At 50.9% G+C, this 21132-nt stretch carries 20 protein-coding genes; 11 read left to right on the forward strand and 9 right to left on the reverse strand.

Going from position 1 to position 21132, the window contains the following annotated elements; genetic code table 11:
- The first annotated feature begins 18 nt into the window (after positions 1-18).
- Positions 19-1872, forward strand: coding sequence for a glycoside hydrolase family 13 protein (locus IE065_RS07825; protein WP_189513623.1), 1854 nt, complete (start codon positions 19-21; stop codon positions 1870-1872).
- On the opposite strand, the gene IE065_RS07830 is transcribed toward IE065_RS07825, so the two are convergent.
- The gene (locus IE065_RS07830; protein ID WP_189513625.1) at positions 1853-4075 is read right to left on the reverse strand and encodes a TIM-barrel domain-containing protein; all 2223 of its coding nucleotides are present in this window, start codon (positions 4073-4075) and stop codon (positions 1853-1855) included. The two genes, IE065_RS07825 and IE065_RS07830, sit on opposite strands and share 20 nt — an antisense overlap.
- 352 nt (positions 4076-4427) lie before the next feature.
- Here IE065_RS07830 and IE065_RS07835 point away from each other — a divergent pair, with 352 nt between their 5' ends.
- The 5 genes from IE065_RS07835 (at position 4428) to IE065_RS07855 (ending at position 10283) form a co-directional block, all read left to right on the forward strand.
- Complete coding sequence (locus IE065_RS07835) at positions 4428-6092, forward strand: PEP-CTERM sorting domain-containing protein (RefSeq protein ID WP_189513627.1); 1665 nt, start codon at positions 4428-4430, stop codon at positions 6090-6092.
- Positions 6093-6099: 7 nt separating this feature from the next.
- Entirely contained in the window at positions 6100-7764 is a 1665-nt protein-coding gene (locus IE065_RS07840) for an autotransporter outer membrane beta-barrel domain-containing protein (RefSeq protein ID WP_189513629.1), read from the forward strand.
- Between the two features lie 85 nt (positions 7765-7849).
- The gene (locus IE065_RS07845) at positions 7850-8389 is read left to right on the forward strand and encodes a DUF5069 domain-containing protein (RefSeq protein ID WP_189513630.1); all 540 of its coding nucleotides are present in this window, start codon (positions 7850-7852) and stop codon (positions 8387-8389) included.
- A 12-nt stretch (positions 8390-8401) separates the two neighbouring features.
- Positions 8402-8926: a DUF5069 domain-containing protein gene (locus tag IE065_RS07850; protein WP_189513632.1), complete on the forward strand. Its 525-nt coding sequence runs from the start codon at positions 8402-8404 to the stop codon at positions 8924-8926.
- A gap of 235 nt (positions 8927-9161) precedes the next feature.
- Positions 9162-10283 carry a peptidylprolyl isomerase gene (locus IE065_RS07855; protein ID WP_189513634.1) on the forward strand — a complete coding sequence of 374 codons (1122 nt, stop codon included), beginning with the start codon at positions 9162-9164 and terminating at the stop codon, positions 10281-10283.
- A gap of 16 nt (positions 10284-10299) precedes the next feature.
- On the opposite strand, the gene IE065_RS07860 is transcribed toward IE065_RS07855, so the two are convergent.
- Positions 10300-12468 carry a DNA polymerase domain-containing protein gene (locus tag IE065_RS07860; protein ID WP_200163166.1) on the reverse strand — a complete coding sequence of 723 codons (2169 nt, stop codon included), beginning with the start codon at positions 12466-12468 and terminating at the stop codon, positions 10300-10302.
- 92 nt (positions 12469-12560) lie between these two features.
- On the opposite strand from IE065_RS07860, the gene dapF reads away from it, so the two are divergent.
- Genes dapF through trxA form a run of 4 tightly spaced genes read left to right on the forward strand, consistent with a single transcriptional unit; the run spans position 12561 to position 15132 of the window.
- Positions 12561-13415 (forward strand): diaminopimelate epimerase, encoded by an 855-nt coding sequence (gene dapF / locus IE065_RS07865; RefSeq protein WP_189513636.1) that lies wholly within the window; start codon positions 12561-12563, stop codon positions 13413-13415.
- A gap of 51 nt (positions 13416-13466) precedes the next feature.
- Complete coding sequence (locus IE065_RS07870) at positions 13467-13715, forward strand: hypothetical protein (protein ID WP_189513638.1); 249 nt, start codon at positions 13467-13469, stop codon at positions 13713-13715.
- Between the two features lie 58 nt (positions 13716-13773).
- Positions 13774-14769, forward strand: coding sequence for a hypothetical protein (locus tag IE065_RS18200; RefSeq protein ID WP_189513641.1), 996 nt, complete (start codon positions 13774-13776; stop codon positions 14767-14769).
- Between the two features lie 30 nt (positions 14770-14799).
- A complete protein-coding gene (gene trxA / locus IE065_RS07880) occupies positions 14800-15132 on the forward strand; it encodes a thioredoxin (RefSeq protein ID WP_189513643.1) in 333 nt (110 codons plus the stop codon).
- A 60-nt stretch (positions 15133-15192) separates the two neighbouring features.
- On the opposite strand, the gene IE065_RS07885 is transcribed toward trxA, so the two are convergent.
- The 7 genes from IE065_RS07885 to ilvE all read right to left on the reverse strand — a co-directional run bounded on the left by IE065_RS07885 (position 15193) and on the right by ilvE (position 20558).
- A complete protein-coding gene (locus tag IE065_RS07885) occupies positions 15193-16065 on the reverse strand; it encodes a 1,4-dihydroxy-2-naphthoate polyprenyltransferase (protein WP_189513645.1) in 873 nt (290 codons plus the stop codon).
- Between the two features lie 18 nt (positions 16066-16083).
- A complete protein-coding gene (locus tag IE065_RS07890; protein ID WP_189513647.1) occupies positions 16084-17034 on the reverse strand; it encodes a PulJ/GspJ family protein in 951 nt (316 codons plus the stop codon).
- Between the two features lie 8 nt (positions 17035-17042).
- Complete coding sequence (locus IE065_RS07895) at positions 17043-17654, reverse strand: type IV pilus modification PilV family protein (RefSeq protein WP_189513649.1); 612 nt, start codon at positions 17652-17654, stop codon at positions 17043-17045.
- 8 nt (positions 17655-17662) lie between these two features.
- Positions 17663-18400 carry a prepilin-type N-terminal cleavage/methylation domain-containing protein gene (locus tag IE065_RS07900; protein WP_189513650.1) on the reverse strand — a complete coding sequence of 246 codons (738 nt, stop codon included), beginning with the start codon at positions 18398-18400 and terminating at the stop codon, positions 17663-17665.
- A complete protein-coding gene (locus IE065_RS07905; RefSeq protein WP_189513652.1) occupies positions 18372-18968 on the reverse strand; it encodes a type II secretion system protein in 597 nt (198 codons plus the stop codon). Before IE065_RS07905 ends, IE065_RS07900 begins: the two co-directional genes overlap by 29 nt.
- A gap of 6 nt (positions 18969-18974) precedes the next feature.
- Entirely contained in the window at positions 18975-19583 is a 609-nt protein-coding gene (locus IE065_RS07910) for a prepilin-type N-terminal cleavage/methylation domain-containing protein (protein ID WP_189513654.1), read from the reverse strand.
- A gap of 108 nt (positions 19584-19691) precedes the next feature.
- Complete coding sequence (gene ilvE / locus IE065_RS07915; protein WP_189513656.1) at positions 19692-20558, reverse strand: branched-chain-amino-acid transaminase; 867 nt, start codon at positions 20556-20558, stop codon at positions 19692-19694.
- Positions 20559-20682: 124 nt separating this feature from the next.
- On the opposite strand from ilvE, the gene IE065_RS07920 reads away from it, so the two are divergent.
- Positions 20683-21117 (forward strand): hypothetical protein, encoded by a 435-nt coding sequence (locus tag IE065_RS07920; RefSeq protein WP_189513658.1) that lies wholly within the window; start codon positions 20683-20685, stop codon positions 21115-21117.
- The last annotated feature ends 15 nt before the right edge of the window (positions 21118-21132 follow it).

The following is a 21132-nucleotide window of genomic DNA, read 5'->3' on the forward strand; positions in this document are numbered from 1 at the left end:
CGCACATTGCCACGTTCCATGCATTCTACCCAGTCCTTTATCACCTTTGTTTCATCGTTGATATGGACGACTGCGATAGCCGCGGTGCCCGCTCAAGACTTGGATCGAACACCAGATTGGGCCCAGGATGTCATTTGGTATCAGATATTTCCTGAGCGTTTTGCCAACGCGGACTCGAGTAATGACCCGACCCGCAAGTCACTCGACGATCCCAGCCGTGTATCCAAAAGCTGGAAGGTCATGCAATGGACAGATGACTGGTATTCCCGCACTAATTGGGAAAAAGAAATGGGCCCGCACTTTTACGATACAGTCTACCACCGTCGCTATGGGGGAGACCTACAAGGCGTGATTGATCGTTTGGATTATCTTAAAGGGTTCGGTGTAACTGGTATCTATTTCAATCCCATCTTCTACGCCAATTCACTACACAAATACGACGGCAACAGCTTTCATCACATCGATCCATATTTTGGTCCCGATCCCGACGGCGATCTAGAATTGATTGCTCAGGAAACGAGTAATCCCAGCACTTGGCAGTGGACAGCCGCCGATCAGCTTTTCCTTGAACTACTTCGTGAAGCCAAGACTCGGAATATCCGTGTCATCATTGACGGCGTCTGGAACCATACTGGTCGGAATTTCTTCGCCTTTCGTGACATCGCTAAGAACTCCCAAAAGTCCCGCTATGCCCGCTGGTATGACATCATTGCATTTGATGATCCCCGCACGGCCCGCAATGAATTCGATTATCATGGTTGGTACGGCTATAAAAGCCTGCCGGAGTTTGCAAATGATCCCTCTGGTCAGAACCTGGCACCCGGCCCCAAACGCTATGTCTTCAGTGCGACCGAACGCTGGATGGACCCCAACGGCGACGGCGATCCCTCCGACGGCATCGATGGCTGGCGCCTAGATGTTGCGGAGGAGCTACCTGCCGGATTCTGGCGCGAATGGAACGCCCACGTCCGCACCATAAACCCGGAGGCATTCACCACGGCTGAGATCTGGGGCTCGTCCGCCAAGTTCCTTGAGGAAACACACTTTAGTTCGGCGATGAATTACCGAGGATTCGCCATCCCAATCAAGGGCTGGCTGGTCGATGGAAAAATAAGCGCAAGTGAGTTCGCCCGACGACTCGATCACGAGCGTAATTCACGCAGTCCAGAAGCGGCGCGCATTCTTCAAAACCTCGTAGACTCGCATGACACCCAGCGCATTGCATCTATGATCGCGAACAGAAGCAGCTTTCAAGGCTACAAATCCGAAGACTGGTTTGACTATGACGACAGTGAGCGCGTCAGCGCGCGCACAAAAGGATACAATCTCGCCGCCCCCGACAAAGACGGACGACGTATCTGGAAGATGCTTGCACTTTTTCAAGCAACTTACGTTGGCGCGCCGATGATCTATTACGGGACTGAAGCCGGAATGTGGGGGGCAGATGACCCTGATGATCGCATGCCAATGTGGTGGGCGGAAATGGATTTTTCGCCACAAAACTTACGCCCGAATGGGCAACCGCGCTCAACTCCCCAACCCGCAGGCTTTGATCAGGAAATCTTTGATTCCTACCAAGCTGCCTTTCAACTAAGAAATGAACACCCAGCATTACGACAGGGCGATTTCCAAGTATTGGAAGCGCGCGATAACGCGCAAGTGCTGGCGTTTGAGCGCAAACTTGGCAATGAAAGACTCGTAGTCATTTTTAACAGAGGCAACGACGACGCACGCGTAGACAGTAAATCGGTAAACGGACTATCCCTACTTTACTCCACAGACCCTGCTGCCAATGCTTTCCGCATCCCTCGTCTGAGCGCGGCCTTGTTCGGCGTTAAATCAGTCTCCGAATCTATAGAGCCTCAATTGTAGCTAATGCGGGAACCGAAATCACGATGCCTTCGACCTCCCGTCCACTGCCTTCATAAACGCCTTCTGCGGACACCAACTTAACGTGGACTTTTCGGTCGGGAATTTGAACGCCGCCGCGCCGATTATCGAGCCGCACCACCACTTCATCGCCTTCACGCTTTGCAAAATAGCGAGTGAGAACATACTCGTTTTTTTGATAGCCGTAGCCTTCTCCCGCATCTTCGTAGAGATCACCACTCGCCATTTCGTTTTCATCGAGGCATACGATAAGAGTCAGTGGGTTCAGCGATCTCTCATTGGTATTCTGAATGACCCGACCCAGCGGCAGAATTGCCCCTCCCCGGACATATACACTCGGCTGAAATCCATCCTGCTCCTCCTTAGAATCAAGCACAGAAAAACTACGCCAGATCCCGTCTGGCAGTTGCGGTTCTTTCGCCCATTGCGGAACAACAAGAACATCAGGCCCAAGCAAAAAAGCATCGTCCTCAGCGCGCAAGTCCATGTCCTCGGGATCGGCGAAGAACACTGGCTGCATAATGGGGTCACCGTTCTGCGATGCCTTGAATACTAGCGTGTATAAATAAGGCATGAATCGGTAGCGACGCTCGAGCGCGGTGCGCGACACCTGCTCAACCTCTGGACCAAAGGCCCACGGTTCACGTGGCGGATTATCCACCGAAGTGTGTGCACGGGCAAATGGATAAAAGGGTGCCATGACAATCCACCGGGCAAATTGCTCACCATCAATGTCACCAATAAAGCCGCCAATATCCGGGCCGCTCATCGGTTGCCCGGACAATCCAAGATTGAGTGACATAGGAACAGACGTTTCCAGAAAACTCATATCGGCACCATTATCCCCAGTCCAGGTAGCCGCAAATCGCTGGCCCCCGACGAAGTTTGCGCGAGTCAACACGAAGGGACGACGGTCGGGATTAGCGCGTTGGATACCGTCACGCGAAGCAGCAGTCATCAGCATGCCATAGACATTGTGATAGAGCTTGTGTGGGCCTGCCGGTAAGATGCCCCCACCGCGATGCCAATTATCTTCAGGCATTGTGCCATCTGGTGTATCAAAGACCGAGGGCTCGTTCATGTCGTTCCAGACACCATCCACGCCCATTGCCATAAAGTCCTGATATTGGTCTGCCCACCACTTCCGGGCGGTCGGCATGGTAAAATCGGGGAAGACACATTCACCCGGCCAAACCTTGCCTTCGAACACATCACCCCGCTTCGTTTCCACCCAAATATTCTCGCGGCTTCCGGATCGATAAACATCGTAATTCGGATCAATCTTCACGCCTGGATCGATCATCCAAACCGAGTGAAAGCCTTTTTCATGCAGGTAGTCATTCGTCGCTTTGGGATCAGGGAAATGATTCGGATCAAAGGTAAACACGCGGAAACCGTCCATGTAGTGAATGTCCATCCAAATCACATCACAGGGCAATCGACGCTGGCGGAATTCGTCTGCAATTTCTCGAACCTTAGCATCTGGATAATATGAGTAGCGGCATTGTTGAAAGCCCAATGCCCATTTGGGCGGCAACGGCATAGTTCCGGTCATTTCCGCTAAGCCACGAACGACGGCTTGCGGAGACTCCCGGTCAATGACAACGACTTGAAATGCGGAGCCTTCCGTTTCAAAGACTATCTCGTCATCTTTCGTCGCAAGCTCAGCCTTCCACGAGGAGTCAAACAAGACCCCGAAGGCGCTGCCATCGGGGCGTACGCCCAATACCCAAGGATGCGATTGATAGAGGCGCTGACCACCGTCTTTCGAGTAGCCGTAATTGTCTGTGTTCCAAAGCTTGATTGACTTGCCATTACGAAGCAAAGGCCCCGTGACTTCGCCTGTGCCGTATAAACTGGAGCCAGCAGGAACACGTAAGGACGCGCCTGCGTGACCATCTTCATCGAAAAACTCTGGAACCAGCATCCAATCCCGAGGGAGTGCTCCAATGAGTTCTGGCTTTTTCGCCAACGCCATGGAAGGCGTTAAATTCGCGCTATATCCATCTGGAACAAAGAGCGCGATACCGTCGCTAATTTCTGCCTGCTGCTCTATCGCAACTGATCGACGCGCAGCCCAGGCATTGGAAGAAACCAACAGACATAAACAAAACGCGATGGCTTGGAGAAACACTGGAACAGAGAGGCGAGTAAAATCGCGATTTACCTTATCTGGGATATTCATCTAATACTCGTTTATAATGATAAACCCCGTGCAGTGTGCAGGCTATGTTTATTCGACAGTTAAGCAACCTTGGCCTTCTGAGGCTTAAAGCTCATTCAGAAGTTTTCTATTAAGCGGGTATCATTGTTGACGTCACCTTCTGCGAATTCTCCAAGCTTTTTTTTGGGGGAGGATACTACGCTCTCAATAGTCTGCATGGCTACAAGAAAAAATAATCAAGGCTGATGCCTAAGCGCTCATTCTTCCGCAACCAAAACTCTTTAGATTAATTTGTGTTCATTTTAGGTGAGTTTGCCTCTCAATTGACACGCATCGCTTGACCTTTCACATTCATACAATAAGAAATTCAACTATGGCTGCGCTAAAAAAGACTATACTCATTGGAATTTCTCTGGCTACCACTCTAGCCTTTGGTATTGATGCCGGAGATGTCGATGGGACGGATTTGGCAGATACAATTGTCATTGGTAGTTCAAATATTTCTTCAGACCAAAACCTGACTTATAACGACGGAACAGGCAACCAGACCGGTTCGGCGACTTCCGCTTATTCTGTCTTCAATGCCAATTCCGCCACCCCCATCAACCTCAACGCCAAGGCTGGGGCCGATAGTATTACTGTAAACGGCTTTGGCGCGACCGAGATCAATATCGACGGCGGCTTTGGCTATAACACCATCACGATTTCTTCCGGGGCCACTTTAATTGGTAATATCAATGGCGGCAGTGAATCGCAATCCAGCTCCGCCAGCAACACCATCAATCTCAACGGCACAGTCTTGGGCGACATCGGGAACGCCAGCATAAGCGGCACCGGCACGGATAGCTCTGGCCTCTTTATTCAGGGAGCCGTCGGCACAATAGATGGTGACTATAAGCCAGCCTATAACGTCACCCTAGAGTATGTCACCATTGGCAATGCCTCCGGTTATGGCAGCGGCGTTACCGCCACCGGCTTGATCCAAATTTCGAATTCCACCATCAGCGGTAAAATCGACAATCGCCTGAGTCCCGAAGAAGCGGGCATTATCATGGATAATGGCGGCGGCTCAGACATTCTCTCCCGTGGCCCGATTCAGCTCCAGCAGTCCGGTGCCACAATTATCAGTAATATCGAAAGCTCTTCTCAAGCACCGATCAGTGTCCAGCAAGGCGGTGGTGGCGCAATCCTTTCACGAGGCGTCATCACCATTAATGAGGCAGGTTCCGGCTTGATCGAAAACCTGCAAGTCGCGCCCGACGCTGATAATCCCGGGATTTATGTAACGCTGGGCGGTGGCGGAGATATTAGCTCCGATGGTCCCGTTCAAATGAGCACTGGGGGTGCTGGCTTGGTAATGTCCTCAGATACAACGTTAGGCTCGGGAGGTAACGCTTCAGAGATTATGGGCCGCGATATTGAAGCTTTGGATTATGTGGACAAGGTAACGCTGCAGTCTGGCTCTTCCTCCGAGAAAATTTCCCTCGGAGATGGAAATGATTTATTCATCGTCGAAGACCTGACGAATGTAGCCCTAAGCGGCCTCGCCGACGCCTCGACTGGAGACAGTGACCTGTTCTCAGCACAAGGATTCACGATCGCTGATCTCGGTTTGTTTTTTCAATCGGATGGCGCCGTGGTTCATCTAGGGGACGACATTACCGAAGGATTCAGTTTGGCGAATTTCGAACTGCTTGAGTTTACCGATGACGATGTTTCAGAGGCTGAAGCAGCGACCTACGGCGAGAGCCTGACCCTGATTTTCTTTGACCCTGAATTCTCCGATCCACTGGAGAGCTTGCAGGTTTACATTAATGGCGCGCTCAGCGACGAATCCACGTTGACGGATTACATGTTACCGACCGATGGCACGACTACTCAGTTCACCTTTACCGGAGATAACCCTGACAATGGGAATCCCCTCCAATTCGACTTCTACGCCACGGTGCCAGAACCACGCTCCACAGCGGTTCTGCTCATGCTAGCCATTGGTAGCCTTGCCATGGTGCGCCGTCGGAAAACAATCCACAAAGCTTAATTGTGCCATGAAATCACCATCCTATCTTAGTCATTTCCGGCCAACATTGATCACACTGCTCGGCGTCTGTCTTACCGGATCTTCGTTTGGGCAAACGGTCGACGGAACAGACCTTGCGGACACCATTTCGATTGGTGGCAGCGCCATCAGTTCGGACAATACCTTGACTTATGATCTTGGTGATGGAGGCGGTTCGCAAACCGGCACAACCACACCGGACTACTCACAGTTTAATTCCACCCCAATTGTGCTGGACGCGAAGGATGGCGATGACAACATTTCGGTCAGTGGCACCCCGACGGTGAGCATCAATGTTTTTGGTGGGTTGGGAACCAATACCATCAAGGTGCCAGCGGGGTTCTACTTGATGGGTGACATCCAAGCGGGAAGCGTATTGCCCATTTCTTCGGACAACAGCAGCATCGAAATCTATGGCCATGTCCTCGGTGATGTTGGTTACGGCGATGTCTTGATTTTCGGAACAGAAGGCGATGCCGCCAGCCTTAGCGGATCAATTGGTACGATCGATGGAGAGGAAAGACTGGCCCACAATGTCACGCTGAGTAATGCCATCGTGGCCAATGCGGGAGGAGGCACCGCGATTAAGGCCAATGGACGCATCATTATTAACAACTCTGTGATCAACGGCGAAGTGGATAATCGCTTTAGTGTCGATGAAGACGGTGTGGACATGGAAGACGCTAGCTCCGCTACCCTATACTCAAATGGTCCCATTTTCATTAAAAACGGCGGCCCGGGCGTGATTGATAATTCCACCAGTACTACTCAGGCGTCCGTCACCGTCATCCAGGGCGGCTCGGGCAACATCACCTCACGAGGAGAAATCATCGTCTACCAGGGCGGTGGTTCGGCGTTCACCAACACGCAATTAGTTCCCGATACTGACAACCCGGGCGTGCTAATCTCGCTAGCAGGCGGCGGCAATGTAACATCGGATGGCGAGGTCATCATTGAGACAGGCGGCATCGGTGCCATCAATGCGCCCAAGGTGGTGCTGGGAGGCGGTGCCTCGGGGGCAGACATTACAGGCCGTAATTTGGCTGTCTTGGACTTTGTCGACAGCGTTACGGTCAAAGCAGGCGGCTCAGTCAATAGCGCCAGCCTTGGCCTTGGAAATGATACTTTTAAGATCGAACAATTCACCGATGTCTCCGCGGGTGAAACCATTGATGGCGGTGAAGGCGAGGCGGACATGTTCATGCTCGAAGGCATCTTAATTACCGATTTCGCCGTGATCTATAATTATGCCGAGGTCGGTTTGTATTCGCAGTCAGGCAACATTACTTCGGCCATCGATTCCACTAATTTCGAGGAGTATATCGTCACCGACGAAAGCGTCAGCGAGGCGGATGCTGCAATTTACGGAGCAGAACTCGTCCGTATCTTTTATGATACAGAGTTCTCCGGACCACTGGCAAATTTACTGTCCTACGTAAATGGCGTCCTTTACAGCGAAACTGAATTGGAAGACTACGAATTACCCTCTGACTCCGATATTCAAACGCAATTCACTTTCACGGGCAACAATCCTATCAGTGGAGAATTCCTAACGTTTGAATTCACTTCCTCCGTTCCTGAGCCGCAAACCTATGCCATGATCCTGGGTCTCGTATGCATATCTGTTCTCATGGTACGACGCAAAAAGCAGTAAGCTGGCGTCTTTGACATTGGTTTGCCCACAAGGTTAACCACAGAGTAGAGTTTGCATTCTGCTGCAACTCGAATAGGGGTAATCTATGAAGCATTACAACTACCAGCAAAGGCTCCATCAGCTTTGGCAAAAGGCCGTTGAACAATACGAATCCGGCCAACGCGGTTCGGGCACGTATTTCACAGCCGAGGAAACGCAATGGCTCGCTGATAACGGAGTAACTCCACAAGAAATCTATGACTTTGCGGAAGATTTCTCCCGTGGCGGCGAACCAGATTATACAACCTTCGCCATGGTAACCGAAGTGCGGCGCTCTTACTTTCTTCATAAAATGGAGGGGCAGCGCACTGGCAAAACAGTCGACCCGTCCACCTACCCAGCCAAGACCGAGGAAGTCGACGGTATCGTCTGGCTGCCACGGCTGATCGCAAAGGCGAAGGCCAAACTTCGTGGTGAGCTCGACTCGAACACCATGTATGGCTGCGCTGGTGACAGGAATTTTTTCCGCACGTACGACATTCATCCGGCGGATTTTCTCCGTTTTGTGGAAAAACACATCGACGATGACCGGGCCGTCGTGGAATGGGTCAAGGGCCAGTCCATTGCCGTAAATGCCATGGCATAATAAAGCACTAAAATGAGCTATAAATACCACACCCAGCTGGAATCCCTTTGGAAAAAGGCGGTCAGCCAATATGAAGCCGGACAACGCGGCTCAGAAACCTACTTCACTGAAGATGAAGCACAGTGGCTCGCCAGTAACGGCCTTACGCCTCAGGAAATTTATGATTTTGCGGAGGATTTCGTTACCGTTGGTGACCCTGACTTTACAACATTTGCGATGATCACCGATGTTCGGCGCTCCTATTTTCTCAACGAGATGAAGGGGGAAAAATCCGGCAAAACCATCGATCCATCCACTTATCCCCCAAAAGACTCCGAGGTAGATGGCATCCGCTGGCTACCGCGAATCATTGGCAAGGCGCGCGCCAAACTACGAGGGGAGTTGGACGCTGATACGATGTATAGCTGCGGTGGTGACCGGAAGTTCCTCAAGGAAAATGACATCCACCCTGCCCAGTTTCTCAACGTCGTCGCCAATCACTTCGACGATGACAAAGCCATTATCGGCTGGGTGAAGAAGCACATCGCCAAAAGCTGAATTGCTTCGGAATAAATCGCCTTGGTGTGGCTCTTCCTTTGAGGCCGTTGTGTAATTCAGGATTGCCCACTAAGGGGATTTTTTGATTTGCTGACTTCCACAAACGCCACACGGCGACCGATCCATTATGCGAAAGACTCTCATTTCCCTGACCCTTGTGCTGAGCCTTTTCGGGGCGCGCGCATTTGCTTTCACCCCAACCGAAGACGGCCTGTATGCGGTGTTTGACACGAGCATGGGCGAGTTCACGGCCAAGCTGTTTTTTGAAGAAACCAATCAAACGGTCGCAAATTTCGTCAGTCTGGCGGAAGGCACCCGCAACTGGGTGAATACCACGGATGCAAAAATCCAATCCAACGTTCCTTATTACGACGGTCTCATTTTCCATCGAGTAATTGCGGGCTTTATGAACCAAGCTGGTGCTCGAGTGGATGCCCAAGGCGACAGCCCTGGATATACCATTTACGATGAGATGGTTCCGAATGATCCTACCTATACCGTGAATCGAGCAGGTGTCTTGGCTATGGCCAACACTGGGGCTCGAAATAGTGGCGGCTCACAATTCTTTGTGACCGTTGCCCCAGCCACCTATTTAAATCAAAGGCACACGGTATTTGGTGAAATCGTTGATGGACAGACTGTCGTTGACGCAATCAATGCGGTCCCTGTTATCGATTTTGAGAATAGAATTTATATTCCTGTTGATGATGTAACAATCAATACCGTTACCATCATCCGCGAAGGCACAGCGGCCGAGTCCTTTGACGCCAATGCCTATTCTCAGCCAACATATGGCGCCCCTGACATAGACGTGAGTATCCAAGATGACGAATATTTTCTAAATTTTGACCTTCAACCAAACTATCAATACCTAGTTTATGGAAGCCCTGATTTAGAGGATTGGACTTACATCGGCCCGCTTTCCCGCACCTACATCTATTATGGTCGTCGGGATATTTCGCTAGGAACTCAGTTGCCCGGTGGGACACGAGGGTTCTGGCGGGCTACCAGAACCAATTATCCTGCCATGCCAGATAAAGACGGCTATTCGATTGATTTTTTCTTTTCTGGAGGAAGCGGAACACCCCTTAATATTGAACTCGGCCCAAACTATACTGGGACGTTTGATAACGCAGGAGATGGAGATTACGATATCACATACTATACATGGCACGAGTTTGGAGAAAATCGTATTATTCTGACAGTTTATACTCAAAGTTTCCCCGCGCTTCAATTTACCTTTGAACAGGGCTCAAATGGACCGGCGCAGTTGCTGGTCAATGACAGCAATCTCTCCAATAACTCAGATGATTCTCAGCTATTCGAGAATATGACTTTTGAACTGACTGAGCCTTAATCTCAAATCGGCACCCTCAAAACAGCTCACCCTGTCGTGGGTCAGCACCGCCTTCGAGGAACATCGTGTAGCGCTTCCGCCAATCGTCAATTTTGCGCAGGTAGTAGTCCACATCGTAAGGGCGCAGCTTAGCATCGAATTCCTCTACGTGCTGCGCAGTCTGCCAATCCGGACTGCGAGGGCCATCGCCCATCGCAATGTAGTATGACACCGACTCGCCCATCCGTGGCATGGGGTCCATCCGCAGAGCCACTTCCAATGAGGCACGCCGAGACTTATCCCCTTGCTCGATGGCCTTGCGATAGGCCTCTGGGTTTTGAGAAAGATACTCTCGCTTGGCCAATTGCCGAATTGGAATTTTCCGGGCGGTAATCTCATTACGGAGCCTAATTTCCATATCTTCGGGTGACTCCTCATCGGCCCCCAACCGAGCGTAGATCAAGCTGTTCGTCAGCTGCTTAAGATAGGGTTCCATACCGCGTGAGCGCAGCGCAGACCCTGCAATGCTGACCTTCTTGCCGTCGTAAAGTGCGTAGTTCTTCGCTTTGTAGCAGAACATGGCCTCATAGCGGCCATCAAACTCCAGTTCGATCCCCTCTGGCAGCACACGGCTCACTTTGCCTAGCAAAACATCCGGCTCGTTCCAGTCTGATTCCGAGGATAGATAAATGCCGTCCGTATCGGCCTCTAATACCACACAGCCTAAACGCTCGAATTCGGCGATCAGGATCTGCATCAAGTCTCGTCCCTGCTTAGTGACTTCTGCGGCGAGGTCGCCATCGGCAAAACGTGCACCGCCAAAGCCCAGATAGCCATAGAAAGAATTGATCAGGATCTTATAGCTGGCTTGCCGTGCGGAGTATTCCTGACGGAGAACCGGGTCCGTTTCTTCGCGGGACAATTTCTTGTAGCGGAGGCGGTAATCGCGCAGCTCGGTCAGCAGCGGAATGAAGACGCCCAGCGAATCGTTTTTTGGATTTCGGTTGAGGTGCAGGAGCAGGCTCGGGTAAAGCGAAGCCACGTCGAAATGCAGCACATGGTGGTAAACACCCTGCACAAAACTGCGGCTGAAAGCGCCGGCGTAGGGCTTGACCTCGGGCGGCGCAGGGATCGCGTGTCCGGCGTGGTAGTATTTCTCCAGAAAAAGCAAGTCGACCTTGGCGCCAGTGCCTCGAAGACAGGCCTCTTGCAGGGTCATCGGAAACACCTGCACCTGCGCAATGTAGGTCGGCAATAGAAGCTCTGCGATGCCCTTCGTCTCGCGTAAGTCGTCCAACAGGTAACTGCGGAAGAGTTCGCGATCCTCGTTGAACATTACTTGAATTTTCTCCGGGGCTAAATAGGTTCGTTCGTCGGCGTCAGTTGTCACCGACAGGTAACGTGCGGCGGCCTTAAGCGTATAGGACGGCAGGTCGCGAGTGGAGACGTCAAAAAGTTGGATGGCCAGAAAGGTGTCGAATACCGTCCGCCCAGGCAGATCACAGCGTGTGAAATCGATCCAGCGTTCGGCAATGCGTATTCGGCTGTTGCGGAAAATCGCCTCTTGGCCAAAGCGCCCCCAGGCACATGGCACCTTGAAACGGCGACTGCGCGTCTTCAGGTAGTCTAAGTCGAACTTGAAGATATTGTGCCCTTCAATGACGTCTGGATCGAGCTCAGCCAGTGCGTCGTTTAGCGTCACCAACAGCGCCCGCTCGGCGTCATCATCAAAGGATTCCAGCTCAAGCAAGCGTGTTTCTTCGCCGAATCGCAGCCCAATCGCGATGACGCGGTCGTTCTTTTTACGGGCATTCGGGAACACGCCTGGCTCCTCACTGTGGGTTTCGATATCCAGTTGCAGACGCCGAACCTGACTGAACGTCATCCCATGGAAGAGCCGCTTCCCGCTGGCCAAGAGATATTGGTGTTCCAAAGGCCTCAGCCACTCAGCCTTCATTTCGCTCCGGTTCGCTTTAACGAACTCCGTTAACTCACTCGGCAGGGAGAACGTTTTTCGCCAAGCGAAGGCCCCGTCTCCGTCCAAGGTCTCTGCACCTGGTGCATCGGCGCTAAGCCAGAGATAAGGTGAAAAAGTTTCGGCGTTGTCTTGGCGCGGGCCATTACCATCCGCCATCGCAGCATGGGCTTGGCCATCGGCAGCCACCCAGACACCGGTCACAGGAATTTGCTTTTGCGGATCGCTCACACAGCAACCAAAGTCCAGCAAGACGTGCGCGTCCAGCGGATAAGTTTGACAGACGCATCATTGCGACCTGAATTTTCCGATTTTCGCGATCCATGAAATTTCACAAATACCACGCACTCGGCAACGACTACCTGGTCCTCGACCCAGCAGACGGTGCCCCTCTCCCCCCCCCCCAGCAAATCGTTGCGATCTGCCATCGTAATTTTGGGCTCGGCTCCGATGGCATCCTTTATGGCCCCCTCCCCACAGATCGAGCCGATTTCGGCCTCCAAATCTGGAACCCGGACGGCTCCGAGGCAGAAAAGAGCGGCAACGGCCTGCGCATTTTCTCCAAGTATCTATTTGACCAAGGAAAAGTCGGCGAACAGCCCTTTACCATCGATACGCTAGGCGGCGTGGTCACTGTCGAGATACATCAAGGCGGCAACTCAATCGAAGTCGAGATGGGCAAAGTCTCCTTTCACAGTGAGAAAATCCCGGTTACTGGCCCCCCTCGCGAGGTTCTCAACGAAGAAGTCGAAATCAATGGCCAAGTCTATCGCTACTACGCAGCTACGATCGGCAACCCTCATGTGGTGCTCCCCATAGACAGTCATTCTCCAAAACTCGCTTGTGAGCTGGGCCCAGTGCTCGAAAAAATGACTGCGCGCTTTCCCAACCGCACGAATGTCCAGCTCCTGCAAATAGTCGATCGAAATAACATCAAAATCGAAATCTGGGAGCGAGGCGCTGGCTACACACTGGCCTCGGGATCCAGTAGCAGCGCCGCGGCTGCTGTTGCCCATAAAATGGGTGCCTGTGATGAGAGCATACTCGTTCATTGCCCTGGGGGAGACATCCAGATCAATATTGGCGAGGATTATGCCGTTACCATGACTGGGCCCGCCACCCGAGTCGGCGAATTTTTGATGGACGACGAAGTTATGAACCAAGTCATTCCCAGCTAAGAGCTTGCGTAAATCATCAGATGACACATGATTAATGTATAGAACATCGCCATGAAACCAATTTCAGACACCAAGAAGAAAGCTGCAATCCTCGGCGTAGGCCTCGATGCAAAGGACGGCCATAAGCGTATTACACAGGCTGAAAAGTTCGCTGTCGTCGGCGGTTCTGAGGAAACCCATGACCGCATGACCGAAACTCTGGTTAAAACTTTTGAAGACTTGAAGCGCCGTGGCCGTGAGCTCGAAAACGCCCCATCAAGCGAAGTTGCGGAACTAATTCATAAAAACACCCCACGCTGAGCGTTTATGCACCCTCCAAGCGCTTGACAAGCGCCTAACACTTTGAAAATGTTTGCCCATGAGTGACTCCAACCCGGATAAGCCTACCCCTGAATCGGATAAAGAACGCCTAGCAAAAATCGCTGCGAGCCTACCCGGTGAGGTCGTTTCTCGAGAAGCTGCCTTCCCGAAAAAGCGTCAGCGCCCTAAGGCACGCCTACCCGAATCAGTCCGTGCCAAGATTGAAACTGAAGCCACAGAAGAGGCCGCGAAGGACAAAGAGTCCGATGGTCCTAAGGCACCCGCTGAAAAACCCAAATTTAAGGTAACACGCTCCCCCTTTGCTCCCCGCATCGATCAGGTCGCGAAATCAACCTCTCCCATGGGAGACTCATGGGGTGACGAAGAAGAAGCCGACGAGCCAAAATCCGCTTCCAAACCTCAGCCTGAAGTTGCTAAGAAAGCAGAACCGGCAGTTGAGAAAAAGCCAGAGCCTATTGTTCAGAAGAAAGCGGAGCCAGAAGCAGCTAAGCCAGAGCTCAAGCCTCTCCCTCGCCCCATGCCGACCAAGCTGGAGGTGACACGGGCACCAATCAAGCCTGAAGCTCAGGACGAGCCCAAGCCAACGGCTGCTAAGAAAGAAGGCACCAAGCTCACGCCACTAGGCGCTCCGGCTCAATTGACTCCTGCGGCAAAGAAAGAAGAAGCCACCAAGCCAGCTCCAGTTGTCGAAAAGCCTGCAGCAAAGTCTGCGGAGCCAGTCAAATTACCCACAACTGTAAAGCAGGCTGGACCAACCAAATTGCCTGTAGCCGTACAGCCAGCAGCCAAGAAAGTCGAGCCAGTAGCCGGTTCACAAAAACCAACCCCCTTACCTTCACCTTCCTCTCCTAAGCTATCAGGCGGCCCTTCCCGCACAGCACCACGCCCCAAGGCTGCACCCGCTCCGGGTCGCCAAGTCGTGGTCGAGGAAGAAACAGAAAGCGTCAGCATTATCTGGGTGGCATTTGACGCTGTTGCCGCCGTTGCTTCACTCGCATTCGCAGCCCTCGTATTTATGAATATGGGCGGGTAAGGAATCCGGCGAAACCTCGACAAACATTCCATGGCAACATCAGAAAAAGTTAAAGAACTCACTACAGACACGTTTGAAAGCGTCGTCCTAAAATCAAGCACACCTGTGCTCGTCGATTTCTGGGCACCTTGGTGCGGTCCCTGCAAAATGCTGGCTCCCATCCTCGAGGAAATTGCCTCCGAGATGGCTGATCGTATCCAAATCGCCAAAGTCGATGTGGAAGAGAACACCGATGTAGCGGCCCAATATCAGGTCAACCGTCTGCCAACCATGCTCTTCTTCAAAGATGGCAAAGTGGTTGATCAAATTATCGGTTGGTCCAGCAAGCCCGAGCTAAGCGCTCGCTTGGAGGCTTTGATTTAATTCAACGAGTCCTATTTCACTAAGTCCCGCTAACCAATTTGGTTTGCGGGATTTTTTTGATTATAAAACAAGACCGATTGAAAGTAATCCGCTATAAAAGAGCAGCATCTTGGCCGTCTGAGCCAACACCAACTGAAAATCAGCGCGGGTTTTAGAGCGTTTGAGCAGAAGACAGAGGAAGACCCCGAGTGGTGTCATCGCCAGCGGTAGGAGCACAGTCCAGGCATATCCAGCGATCACCAACATGGCTGGCACAGCCATTGCCAAAAGGACACTGACAACATATTGCCACCATGCTGCGGAACGGCCCCATCGCACGACAAGGGTGCGTTTTCCTGCAGCGCGGTCTGTTTCCACATCTCGGTAATTATTGATTACTAATAGATTAGTTGAAAGAGCGCCGACACCTGCACCAAGCATCCACGCAACGCTCGAGAAAGCACCAGCTTGCACATAATAGGTAAAACCCACAGCTACTAGGCCAAAGAAAATGAATACGAATACATCGCCCAAGCCATTATAGCCTAATGGGTACGGTCCGCCAGTATAGGTAATTGCGCAAAAGATACTAACGAGCCCAACAAGGACCAACCAAGCCCCCCCCCAGTAGACAAGGAACATGCCAACAAGAAAAGCGAGCGTGAGCACCACAATGGTTGCATACCGCATCGCCTTGGGAGAAATTAAACCAGCAGCAACTGCGCGAGTTGGCCCAATCCGTTGTTCATTGTCTGCGCCCTGAACAAAATCAAAATAGTCGTTTGCGAAATTAGTGCCAATCTGAATCAGGAGGGCAAAGGCCAAACAAATAAATGCTGGAGTGGCTGCAAACTGACCGTCGTGGGCAGCTAATGCAGTGCCCACCAACACAGGAGCAATGGCAGCCGGCAAAGTCTTAGGGCGCGCCGCCAGTATCCAGACACCAATCTTCATTCAGATAAGTAAATCCGCTTAAAGCGGCTTAGCCATAATCTGGATCCGGCGGGAAAAAGTTGTGCCGTATTGAGCCACGAGTTCATTCCATTCTGTGGCATCCGTTGATTGGCTTTCAACAATAGCCAACCCCTCGGGAGACATCACTGTGATTGCAATGTCCACATATTCCAATGGACCAATCGCAGTTGGGGCATCTGGAACATTTAAACGATCTGTATAAGTAAAACTCAGTGGATCGCCATCGGCTTCACCATTGCTGGTAATAGCTCTGGGCGCATTTGTAACCGAATTATAATACCAGAAAACAATATCCAAATCGACAACGTTGGCAGAAAGGAAATTCTCTGATTTTCCAATTACCTTTTCAATGCCATCCGCATTGACTGCGACTTCAATTCCAGCTTCATTCCAGTATTTGGATTCATTCATTAAGGAACGTAAATCATCTGCTGAACCAGTGTTATCGGGGCTCATAACATCATTGAAAGTATGTTGAGAATCGATTACGAACCGATATAGGCCAAACAGTGGAAATGCCTCATCATCTGGATCTACTGGATTCTGATAAAGGACGCGGTAACTGACAGCACAAATATCCCCATAGATTGGAGTATTAGAACTCGTATAGCGCGGTCTGTCTTCTACCCTCGCCATGAAATACATCTCTGGCATTGCAGGAAGAGCCCCAGTGTAGTCGCTTAAGTCCTTCTCGTCAGGTTTATTATAATCGACCTTCACCCAACAAAAGGGACGATTTCTTAAGACCATAGTCTCAAAGTCGTTAGCCAGAAGGTCCAACGCCACACGGGCCTCATAATTTGAGTTAAGCTTGCCAGTGGAGCGATTCCAGACGCTTAGCACATTAGTGGTGAGGCTCAAAACGACCAAGATGACCACCGACATAATTGCAGTGGCGGCCAGTACTTCGATCAGTGTAAAACCGCGGGCTATTTTCGAGTGTTTCATAAGTGGAATCAACGAAGCTTGGCGGTTGTGTAGATGAAGAGTGGGTCGACCGTATTGACCATGGTCTTAAATTCTTCTATCGATTTATTCTCCAAATCAGAGGCGGGAACAGCATATATTGAAACTAGAATCGGAAAATGTCCCTGATTACTAACGTCGCTAAAGTCGTATGTTGAGGTGCCGCCTTGCATCCCCTGCTCCAGTGCTACAACAAACGCAGAACCTTCTGACAAAGTGATATCGAAATCATTTAAATTTTCTTTAAACGTCGGAATTAACGGCGAATTGACATCCTTACGCTCATTCCAAAAAAACAGTAAGCTTGGTGTATTGGCCGTAGGTGGCGTAAGCGTGGCAGCAAACTCACCAAAGCGGGTTGCTGGGTCACTCAGCCCTGCATATGCATCATAAATCTCATCAGTCATGAGTGCAGTGTTGAGGCGCGTACGAACACCATTGGCCTCATTACTGTCTACAACGTCACGAACAGAAGACATCGTAGGCCCAAACAAACCAAGCAGGGCTAGGATGGAAACTGATAGCACGCCCACAGCCAACACGACTTCAAAAAGTGAAAATCCTGGGGTGTGAGCTCGACTGGTATTGGGGCAAAACTTCATTTGGGCGTTTAGTTTGAAAGAGCGGTTTTTATTTGGTCATAATCGCTGAGAGGCAATACGCCACCGATTCTACGAATAACAAAACCCGCAGTGGAAAATTCATTCTCAATAACGATATTGGGAGTATCTCCCGAAGGAGGTCCAGGTCGACCGGAAGCAACGACGAATGTCAGACCAGCAAAGCTCTGTCCAGTATCACTTCTAGCAGAGCCGCTACTGTCGAATGAGTAATAATACCAAGTGTCTTTGTCTCCACTGCTCACAGGGTATGCAATGGATTCCTTTGGCGCGTCTTCACTCTCCATAATTGGCCCAGATACGGCATCGCCTTTAGTTACCATCGAACCAACCGCGCCATCAGGGATGTAATAGGTACCAGCAGGCAGATAAACGCCCGAATTGGCTCCAACCCACTCACTGTTTTCTTCGTCCCAATAAACAACGCCCATGTAGCGTAAATATTTGGCTTCTTGGTCTGCGCCATCGCCACCAGCGTAGATAATAACCCGTGCTTCGGTCCGACGCATCGAGGCCACGGTACGAGCAGCTTGGAAAACACCCGTTGCGGCGCTTTGTGCAGCACGTAAAGATGAGCCTTCGTTCGGCTTCAAGCTTACACCAATAATGGCGGCCATAATGCCGATAATTGCAACAACCGCTAAAAGCTCAACGAGGGAAAAGCCGCTTCGGCGGATAATTTTGCCATTAAAACTCATATTATTGCCAGCTCCAGATCGTTTCGCCATCTTCAACGCCATCTTCCTGCACCCAGATTGCGACTTTCGCGCGAAGATCACCACCATTAGTAGGCTTTGCTTGCTCAGGGAAACTCCCAGAATCAATCATCCCATCACCGTCATGGTCGACCATAATGTAAATTTCTGGATTATCAAACGCGTCAACCAAGAGGTCAGGATCATCTACTTTAAATTCCGCCTCACCAAATGAATAAAAACCAATATTTTTACGGTTATAGGTACTACGATCATTACCAGTCAAGCGGGCACCATCCTTGTCTCTTCCTGAGAGCGCCTTGATGAATTCATCGGTATAACTATCAACGGTAATTGGGCCACCATCACTATTAAGAGAGCCTAATTCTGGATAGTAGCCATATTCGGCCTTGTAAGCTTCAAGAGCAGTTGCCCAGCCATTGAACTGTGCACGTGATTGAGCTTTGAGAGCTGATTTTTTTGCGCCGCCAACGACCGGAATCAGGATACCTGCCAAGATACCAATAATGGCGATCACGGTTAAAAGTTCGACAAGGGTAAAGCCGGGGTGACGGTGGAGAGGGGTGAGTTGCTTCTTCATAATGTTTTAAAATTCAAATCCGAAGACCATATTATCGACATTCTTTTCTTCGGCGTCTTCAAAGTAATCCTGAGATATATTTCCTTCGCTTAGACCTGTCGAGCTATCGGCACCATCAGCACCAACGGAGAGGAGGATGAAGCCAGTGTATGCCCAATTTCCACCACCTGACGGCTTATAATAGTATTCATAGGGCTGGCCCCAAGGATCGGAGAAATACTCAGCACCATCCCCGTCTTTCATGACGGTAAGTTTGGACGCATCGATGAATGGAATCTCGCTGCCTGGCTCATCAACTTTGGCTTTACCCGCTTCACTACCTGGCACCATTTTTAATTCACCGACTAGGTGCTTGTAGAGTTCAGTGCCACCTGTGTCAGCGCCCAGCCATGGATAATCACCGAGCTTCATTCGGTAATTTTCGAGCGCCAAGCCAAGCGTTTGAAGCTCGGACTGGGCTTTTGAGCGCGCCTGCTTAACTGCAATGCCTCGGCTCAATCCAAAAACGAACCCGGAAAGAATCAGTATGATTGCGAGCACAACCAGTAACTCCACGAGAGTGAAGCCATTACGGGTTGTTGGACGATGCTGGGGAACGGGGCGGTTATAAAGCATGGTTGATCAACTAGGTTGCGTAGCTAGAGCGCAAGTGTCAAATCTAACTACGTGTACTCATATATCACGCATGGTGCAGGATTGCACCGTTGGTGCCTGAGGGGTGGGCTAGATCTTGGTCCCGTCAACTGACACCCGCGCTTTGAAAGCGTTGAGAACCTGATGGGTTATTTCGCCTGGCTTACCATCACCAATTTCGCGACCGTCAATTTCCACCACGGGAACCACTTCAGCGGCCGTTCCAGTCAAGAAACATTCCTTTGAAATCCATAAGTCATAGCGCGTCAAATTTGTCTCAACCAATTGAAGTCCAAGCTCTTGTGATATTTCAAACACGGCTTGGCGCGTAATTCCGGTGAGTGATCCAGAGCTAACTGGGGGCGTAAAGAGCTTACCATGCTGGACAATGAACACGTTGTCGCCAGTGCACTCGGCCACATAGCCTTGGTCGTTGAGCATAAACGCCTCCACGTAGCCCAAATGGCCCGCTTCGATCTTGGCTAGAATATTGTTCAAGTAGTTCAGGCTCTTGATCATCGGCGGCAGTGCGGCTGGCCCTAGACGCCGGGTCGCCACCGTGATAACCTTCAGTCCTTCAGTATAGAACTCCTTGGGGTACAACTGGATCTGATCCGCTATAATGATCAATTGAGGACGTTCGCAGCTTTTGGGCGACAAGCCTAAGGAACCTACGCCGCGAGAAACAATCAGGCGGATGTAGCCATTGGTCAGGCCATTGACACGACAAGACTCGCAGACCGCTTCCGCGATCTCAGCCCGTGACCAGGGCATCGTTAGCATGATCGCACGCGCAGAAAACTCCAGACGCTCCAAATGTTCGTCTAGCTTGAAGATATTGCCATTGTATAGGCGAATACCCTCAAAAATGCCGTCCCCGTAAAGGAAACCGTGATCAAAAACAGAAACCTTGGCGTCAGCCTGGTCTACAAATTCACCGTTGATGTATACTTTCATCGCAAAGAAGGCAGTCGATAGCGTGTCCAACGAGCTTTGTCTAGAATTTCCCGTAATATCGCGAATAATTCCTCATTCTCGCCTTGATTGCCAAGCCATCCTTTTAATATACTGTGTTTCTAGTATGCGAAAAGGGATTTACTGGTTTTTAACAATGGCTGGCGCGGTGATGATCGCGCCATCGGCATTACATGCTCAGGTAGCAGAAGCTGCTAGCGTTGTTGATTACAACCCCAACATTCGCCTTCAGGCCTTTTTCGAGGCATTGCCAAGCGAAATGCAAGAGCGCATCAGCAATTATCGAATCAAGGCAACCGAGGTAGAAGCCGAGGTCGCCGAGTACAATGAGCGTCCTCTCACTGGGTTGCCTCCATCGTCCTTTAAGTCGGCCCAGCGCAAGCGCATGAAAATTGAAGCACAAATGGCTGGCCTTCGCTTAGAGCAAAAAGCAATTGCTAAGGATTACTACGACCTCCTTGCTGGTGGTTGGGAACCACCAAATAATTCAAACATCGTCCGCCTTCTCGTCGCATCGTCCGATGAGCATCCAACTGGCTAAACGATTGGCGGAGGC

Origin of the sequence: Cerasicoccus arenae, from assembly GCF_014651635.1 — a bacterium.
Lineage (GTDB): Bacteria > Verrucomicrobiota > Verrucomicrobiia > Opitutales > Cerasicoccaceae > Cerasicoccus > Cerasicoccus arenae.

Excerpts from the sequence above, each read along its gene's own strand:
- IE065_RS07920 (WP_189513658.1), top strand. The coding sequence starts at position 20,683 with ATGCGAAAAGGGATTTACTGGTTTTTAACAATGGCTGGCGCGGTGATG.
- dapF (WP_189513636.1), top strand. The coding sequence starts at position 12,561 with ATGAAATTTCACAAATACCACGCACTCGGCAACGACTACCTGGTCCTC.
- IE065_RS18200 (WP_189513641.1), top strand. The coding sequence starts at position 13,774 with ATGAGTGACTCCAACCCGGATAAGCCTACCCCTGAATCGGATAAAGAA.
- IE065_RS07910 (WP_189513654.1), bottom strand. The coding sequence starts at position 19,583 with ATGCTTTATAACCGCCCCGTTCCCCAGCATCGTCCAACAACCCGTAAT.
- IE065_RS07885 (WP_189513645.1), bottom strand. The coding sequence starts at position 16,065 with ATGAAGATTGGTGTCTGGATACTGGCGGCGCGCCCTAAGACTTTGCCG.
- IE065_RS07830 (WP_189513625.1), bottom strand. The coding sequence starts at position 4,075 with ATGAATATCCCAGATAAGGTAAATCGCGATTTTACTCGCCTCTCTGTT.
- IE065_RS07855 (WP_189513634.1), top strand. The coding sequence starts at position 9,162 with ATGGGCGAGTTCACGGCCAAGCTGTTTTTTGAAGAAACCAATCAAACG.
- IE065_RS07835 (WP_189513627.1), top strand. The coding sequence starts at position 4,428 with ATGGCTGCGCTAAAAAAGACTATACTCATTGGAATTTCTCTGGCTACC.
- IE065_RS07900 (WP_189513650.1), bottom strand. The coding sequence starts at position 18,400 with ATGGCGAAACGATCTGGAGCTGGCAATAATATGAGTTTTAATGGCAAA.
- IE065_RS07895 (WP_189513649.1), bottom strand. The coding sequence starts at position 17,654 with ATGAAGTTTTGCCCCAATACCAGTCGAGCTCACACCCCAGGATTTTCA.
- IE065_RS07905 (WP_189513652.1), bottom strand. The coding sequence starts at position 18,968 with ATGAAGAAGCAACTCACCCCTCTCCACCGTCACCCCGGCTTTACCCTT.
- IE065_RS07850 (WP_189513632.1), top strand. The coding sequence starts at position 8,402 with ATGAGCTATAAATACCACACCCAGCTGGAATCCCTTTGGAAAAAGGCG.
- IE065_RS07890 (WP_189513647.1), bottom strand. The coding sequence starts at position 17,034 with ATGAAACACTCGAAAATAGCCCGCGGTTTTACACTGATCGAAGTACTG.
- ilvE (WP_189513656.1), bottom strand. The coding sequence starts at position 20,558 with ATGAAAGTATACATCAACGGTGAATTTGTAGACCAGGCTGACGCCAAG.
- IE065_RS07840 (WP_189513629.1), top strand. The coding sequence starts at position 6,100 with ATGAAATCACCATCCTATCTTAGTCATTTCCGGCCAACATTGATCACA.
- trxA (WP_189513643.1), top strand. The coding sequence starts at position 14,800 with ATGGCAACATCAGAAAAAGTTAAAGAACTCACTACAGACACGTTTGAA.
- IE065_RS07825 (WP_189513623.1), top strand. The coding sequence starts at position 19 with ATGCATTCTACCCAGTCCTTTATCACCTTTGTTTCATCGTTGATATGG.
- IE065_RS07870 (WP_189513638.1), top strand. The coding sequence starts at position 13,467 with ATGAAACCAATTTCAGACACCAAGAAGAAAGCTGCAATCCTCGGCGTA.
- IE065_RS07845 (WP_189513630.1), top strand. The coding sequence starts at position 7,850 with ATGAAGCATTACAACTACCAGCAAAGGCTCCATCAGCTTTGGCAAAAG.